This window comes from Streptomyces sp. NTH33, from assembly GCF_003236365.1.
Classification (GTDB): domain Bacteria; phylum Actinomycetota; class Actinomycetes; order Streptomycetales; family Streptomycetaceae; genus Streptomyces.
This window is the reverse complement of sequence record NZ_POTZ01000504.1, coordinates 1-4,835: the sequence shown is the minus strand read 5'-3', so window position 1 is coordinate 4,835 and position 4,835 is coordinate 1. Positions and strand designations below refer to the sequence as shown.

Annotated in this window: 6 protein-coding genes; all 6 read left to right on the top strand. The window is 71.2% G+C overall.

What is annotated here, in order from left to right; genetic code table 11:
* Positions 1-304 precede the first annotated feature (304 nt).
* Positions 305-1,153, top strand: coding sequence for a pyridoxal 5'-phosphate synthase lyase subunit PdxS (gene pdxS, locus C1I97_RS31620; RefSeq protein WP_234425445.1), 849 nt, complete (start codon positions 305-307; stop codon positions 1,151-1,153).
* Positions 1,154-1,160: 7 nt separating this feature from the next.
* Positions 1,161-1,772: a pyridoxal 5'-phosphate synthase glutaminase subunit PdxT gene (gene pdxT / locus C1I97_RS31615; protein ID WP_111006489.1), complete on the top strand. Its 612-nt coding sequence runs from the start codon at positions 1,161-1,163 to the stop codon at positions 1,770-1,772.
* Between the two features lie 46 nt (positions 1,773-1,818).
* Positions 1,819-2,571 carry a YebC/PmpR family DNA-binding transcriptional regulator gene (locus C1I97_RS31610; protein ID WP_111006488.1) on the top strand — a complete coding sequence of 251 codons (753 nt, stop codon included), beginning with the start codon at positions 1,819-1,821 and terminating at the stop codon, positions 2,569-2,571.
* 134 nt (positions 2,572-2,705) lie between these two features.
* Complete coding sequence (gene ruvC, locus C1I97_RS31605) at positions 2,706-3,251, top strand: crossover junction endodeoxyribonuclease RuvC (protein ID WP_111006487.1); 546 nt, start codon at positions 2,706-2,708, stop codon at positions 3,249-3,251.
* Entirely contained in the window at positions 3,248-3,853 is a 606-nt protein-coding gene (ruvA, locus tag C1I97_RS31600) for a Holliday junction branch migration protein RuvA (protein ID WP_111006486.1), read from the top strand. The genes ruvC and ruvA overlap by 4 nt, the downstream gene beginning before the upstream one ends.
* 25 nt (positions 3,854-3,878) lie before the next feature.
* On the top strand, positions 3,879-4,835 hold a 957-nt coding region (gene ruvB, locus C1I97_RS31595; protein ID WP_111006485.1), incomplete at its 3' end, for a Holliday junction branch migration DNA helicase RuvB.

Sequence of the window (4,835 nt, the reverse complement as noted above, 5' to 3'; positions counted from 1 at the left end):
GCGGAGCCCCGGGGCGGGGACTCCTCACCCCACCGAGACGGGCGGGCCGGGCAGGCAAAGCCGGCGGGGCGCAGCCCCGAACGGGGCCTGGGGCGAAGCCCCGGCACGGCGCCCCCAGAAGAGACCCCGGAAGGGAAAAGGATCCACCGGCTCTCCATTGGCCCTTGCCGTGGCCTGGTCCACTCACGTTTCCTCAGCGGTGCACCAAACCCTCTTTTTCCCCCGAGTGAGGTCACCCGTGTCCACCACGATTTCCGACTCCGCCCAGACCCCCGAGACCGGCACCGCGCGCGTGAAGCGCGGCATGGCCGAGCAGCTCAAGGGCGGCGTGATCATGGACGTCGTCACGCCGGAGCAGGCGAAGATCGCCGAGGACGCGGGCGCCGTCGCCGTCATGGCCCTGGAGCGGGTCCCGGCCGACATCCGCAAGGACGGCGGCGTGGCCCGCATGTCCGACCCGGACATGATCGAGGGCATCATCGACGCCGTCTCCATCCCGGTCATGGCCAAGTCCCGCATCGGCCACTTCGTCGAGGCCCAGGTCCTGCAGTCCCTCGGCGTCGACTACATCGACGAGTCCGAGGTCCTCACCCCGGCCGACGAGGTCAACCATTCCGACAAGTGGGCCTTCACCACCCCCTTCGTCTGCGGCGCCACCAACCTGGGCGAGGCCCTGCGCCGCATCGCCGAGGGCGCCGCGATGATCCGCTCCAAGGGCGAGGCCGGCACCGGCAACGTCGTCGAGGCCGTCCGCCACCTGCGTCAGATCAAGAACGAGATCGCCCGGCTGCGCGGCTACGACAACCACGAGCTGTACGCCGCCGCCAAGGAGCTGCGCGCCCCGTACGAGCTGGTCAAGGAGGTCGCCGAGCTCGGCAAGCTCCCGGTCGTGCTGTTCTCCGCCGGCGGCGTGGCCACCCCCGCCGACGCCGCCCTGATGCGCCAGCTCGGCGCCGAGGGCGTCTTCGTCGGTTCCGGCATCTTCAAGTCCGGCGACCCGGCCAAGCGTGCCGCCGCCATCGTGAAGGCCACCACCTTCTACGACGACCCGAAGATCATCGCGGACGCGTCCCGCAACCTCGGCGAGGCCATGGTCGGCATCAACTGCGACACCCTCCCCGAGTCCGAGCGCTACGCCAACCGCGGCTGGTAATCACCCCATGACCGACGAAGCCCCTGTCATCGGCGTCCTGGCCCTCCAGGGCGACGTACGGGAGCACCTCATCGCCCTGGCCGCGGCCGACGCCGTGGCCAGGCCGGTGCGGCGCCCCGAAGAGCTCGCCGGGGTCGACGGCCTGGTCCTGCCCGGCGGCGAGTCCACCACCATCTCCAAGCTGGCCGTCCTCTTCGGAGTGATGGACCCGCTCCGCGCGCGCGTGCGCGACGGCATGCCCGTCTACGGCACCTGCGCCGGCATGATCATGCTCGCCGACAAGATCCTCGACCCGCGCTCGGGCCAGGAGACCGTCGGCGGAATCGACATGATCGTGCGCCGCAACGCCTTCGGACGGCAGAACGAGTCCTTCGAGGCGGCCGTCGACGTCAAGGGCGTCACGGGCCCGCCCGTGGAGGGTGTCTTCATCCGCGCCCCCTGGGTCGAGTCCGTCGGCGCCGGGGCCGAGGTGCTCGCCGAGCACGACGGCCACATCGTCGCGGTCCGCCAGGGCAACGCGCTGGCCACCTCGTTCCACCCGGAGCTGACCGGCGATCACCGTGTGCACGCCCTGTTCGTCGACATGGTGCGCGCGAACCGGACACCGGAGTCCTTGTAGGATTCCTGCGTTCGGACAAAGACGGTGACGCGAAGGAGACAGGCAGATGGCCGGCCACTCTAAATGGGCCACGACGAAGCACAAGAAGGCCGTCCTCGATGCCAAGCGCGGCAAGCTCTTCGCGAAGCTGATCAAGAACATCGAGGTCGCTTCCCGCATGGGCGGCTCCGACCTGGACGGCAACCCGACGCTGTACGACGCCGTCCAGAAGGCCAAGAAGCAGTCGGTCCCGAACAAGAACATCGACTCGGCGATCAAGCGCGGTGCGGGCTTGGAGGCCGGCGGCGCCGACTACGAGACGATCATGTACGAGGGCTACGGGCCGAACGGTGTCGCCGTGCTCATCGAGTGCCTCACCGACAACCGCAACCGCGCCGCCTCGGACGTCCGCGTCGCCATGACCCGCAACGGCGGCTCCATGGCCGACCCGGGCTCGGTGTCGTACCTCTTCAACCGCAAGGGCGTCGTGATCGTCCCCAAGGGCGAGCTGACCGAGGACGACGTCCTGGCCGCCGTCCTGGACGCGGGCGCCGAGGAGGTCAACGACCTCGGCGAGTCCTTCGAGGTGCTCAGCGAGGCCACCGACCTGGTCGCGGTCCGCACCGCCCTCCAGGACGCGGGCATCGACTACGACTCCGCCGAGGCCAACTTCGTCCCGACCATGCAGGTCGAGCTGGACGAGGAGGGCGCCAAGAAGATCTTCAAGCTGATCGACGCGCTCGAGGACAGCGACGACGTGCAGAACGTCTTCGCCAACTTCGACGTCAGCGACGAGATCATGGAGAAGGTCGGCGCATAGCGCTGCCACGAGCTTCGCAGGGTTCCGACGGGCCGGTGGGACACTCCCGCCGGCCCGTCCCTTTGCGGGCGTTGTCACGTTGTCAGTGGCACCCGATAGCCTGCACGAACAGGCGATTGCTGGGAGGGAGAGGCGTGCGCGTACTGGGGGTGGACCCGGGGCTGACCCGCTGCGGTGTCGGCGTCGTCGAGGGGGTCGCGGGCCGGCCGCTGACCATGCTCGGCGTGGGCGTCGTCCGCACCCCGGTGGACGCCGACCTGAGCCACCGCCTTCTCGCCGTCGAGCAGGGCATCGAGCGGTGGCTGGACGAGCACCGGCCCGAATACGTCGCCGTGGAGCGCGTCTTCAGCCAGCACAACGTGCGCACCGTCATGGGAACCGCCCAGGCCAGCGCCGTGGCCATGCTCTGTGCGGCCCGCCGAGGCATCCCCGTCGCCCTGCACACCCCCAGCGAGGTCAAGGCCGCCGTCACCGGAAGCGGCCGCGCCGACAAGGCGCAGGTCGGTGCCATGGTCACCCGGCTGCTGCGGCTCGACGCGCCCCCGAAGCCGGCCGACGCCGCCGACGCCCTCGCCCTCGCCATCTGCCACATCTGGCGCGCCCCCGCGCAGAACCGGCTCCAGCAGGCCGTCGCCCTGCACACGGCCAGGGCATCGACAACGAAAGGCCGTACGTCATGATCGCCTTCGTCAGCGGCACCGTCGCCGCACTCGCCCCCGACGCCGCGGTGGTCGAGGTCGGCGGCGTCGGCATGGCCGTGCAGTGCACCCCGAACACGCTGTCCACGCTCCGCCTCGGCCAGCCGGCCAAGCTCGCCACCTCCCTCGTCGTACGGGAGGACTCGCTGACCCTGTACGGCTTCGCGGACGACGACGAGCGCCAGGTCTTCGAACTGCTGCAGACCGCGAGCGGAGTGGGACCGCGGCTCGCCCAGGCGATGCTGGCCGTGCACACCCCCGACGCCCTGCGCCGGGCCGTCGCCACCGGCGACGAGAAGGCACTCACCGCCGTCCCCGGCATCGGCAAGAAGGGCGCGCAGAAGCTCCTGCTGGAGCTCAAGGACCGGCTCGGCGAGCCGGTCGGCGCCCCCGCGGTGGGCACGCCGGTCACCCAGGGCTGGCGCGACCAGCTGCACGCCGCCCTGATCGGCCTCGGGTACGCCACCCGGGAGGCCGACGAGGCGGTCGCCGCCGTGGCACCGCAGGCCGAGGCCGCCGGTGGCACGCCCCAGGTGGGCCGGTTGCTGAAGGCGGCCCTGCAGACCCTGAACCGAGCCCGCTGACCCACCACTTCCCGAGGCACATCACATGAACTGGGACGACACGACCGACGCCTCCGCCGCCGAGCGGCTTGTCGGTGCGTCCGCCGACCGTGAGGACCAGGCCGTCGAGGCCGCCCTGCGCCCCAAGGACCTGGGCGAGTTCATCGGCCAGGAGAGGGTCCGCGAGCAGCTCGACCTCGTACTGCGCGCCGCACGCGCGCGGGGGGCCACCGCCGACCACGTACTGCTCTCCGGCGCCCCAGGCCTCGGCAAGACCACCCTGTCCATGATCATCGCGGCCGAGATGGGCGCCCCCATCCGCATCACCTCCGGCCCCGCCATCCAGCACGCCGGCGACCTCGCGGCCATCCTCTCCTCCCTCCAGGAGGGAGAGGTCCTCTTCCTCGACGAGATCCACCGCATGTCGCGGCCCGCCGAGGAGATGCTCTACATGGCCATGGAGGACTTCCGCGTCGACGTCATCGTCGGCAAGGGCCCCGGCGCCACCGCCATCCCGCTCGAACTGCCCCCGTTCACCCTGGTCGGCGCCACCACCCGCGCGGGCCTGCTGCCGCCCCCGCTGCGCGACCGCTTCGGCTTCACCGCGCACATGGAGTTCTACGAGCCCGCCGAACTGGAGCGCGTCGTGCACCGCTCGGCGCACCTGCTGGACGTCGAGATCGAGGCCGACGGTGCCGCCGAGATCGCCGGCCGCTCCCGGGGCACTCCGCGCATCGCCAACCGCCTGCTGCGCCGTGTCCGCGACTACGCGCAGGTCAAGGCCGACGGGTTCATCACACGCGAGATCGCCGCGGCGGCCCTCGCCGTCTACGAGGTCGACGCCCGCGGCCTGGACCGGCTGGACCGGGCCGTCCTCGAGGCCCTGCTGAAGCTGTTCGGCGGCGGACCCGTGGGTCTGTCGACGCTCGCGGTCGCCGTGGGGGAGGAGCGCGAGACCGTCGAGGAGGTCGCCGAACCCTTCCTCGTCCGCGAGGGTCTGCTC